Origin of the sequence: Sphingomonas sp. CCH9-F2, from assembly GCF_001556735.1 — a bacterium.
GTDB classification, from domain to species: domain Bacteria; phylum Pseudomonadota; class Alphaproteobacteria; order Sphingomonadales; family Sphingomonadaceae; genus Sphingomonas; species Sphingomonas ginsenosidimutans.
The window spans coordinates 1-403 of the sequence record NZ_LSJO01000064.1; the positions used below are offsets into that span (position 1 = coordinate 1).

The 403-nt window shown below is 66.3% G+C and carries 1 protein-coding gene; it reads left to right on the forward strand.

The annotated features are described in order from the left end of the window. The first annotated feature begins 29 nt into the window (after positions 1 to 29). The gene (locus AX685_RS01980; RefSeq protein ID WP_066484857.1) at positions 30 to 359 is read left to right on the forward strand and encodes a conjugal transfer protein TraD; all 330 of its coding nucleotides are present in this window, start codon (positions 30 to 32) and stop codon (positions 357 to 359) included. Positions 360 to 403 lie beyond the last annotated feature (44 nt).

Genomic DNA, 403 nt, shown 5'->3' on the forward strand with positions numbered 1-403 from the left:
GCCAGATAGTGCGCGGAAAGGTAAAGCCGATGCGGAAGGTTCGCGATTACGATGCTGAGCTAAAGGCGCTGGGTGACAAGGCGCGATCGCTCAAGGCGAAGCGGGTCGAACAGCTCGGCCAGCTCGTCGCCGCCACCGGTGCCGATGCGCTCGATGCTGAAACTCTCGCTGGTGTGCTGCTCGATGCGATCGGGTCGAAGGATACTGCGGCAAAGGAGGCATGGCGTGCGAAAGGCGCGGCCTTCTTTCAGCGGCGCGGGCGCAAAGGTGGCGGCGCTGCTGCAATCGACGGATCGGGCGCTGCGGTTGAACCGGGCGGCGACGCTGCGGGCGGAAGCGGGTCAGCGGCGAACGGATAGCAGGGCCTGGGTCGTGCAACGTCGCGAACGGACCCGCCACCTGA

Coding starts and splice junctions, on each gene's coding strand:
- AX685_RS01980 (WP_066484857.1), top strand. CDS start 30: ATGCGGAAGGTTCGCGATTACGATGCTGAGCTAAAGGCGCTGGGTGAC.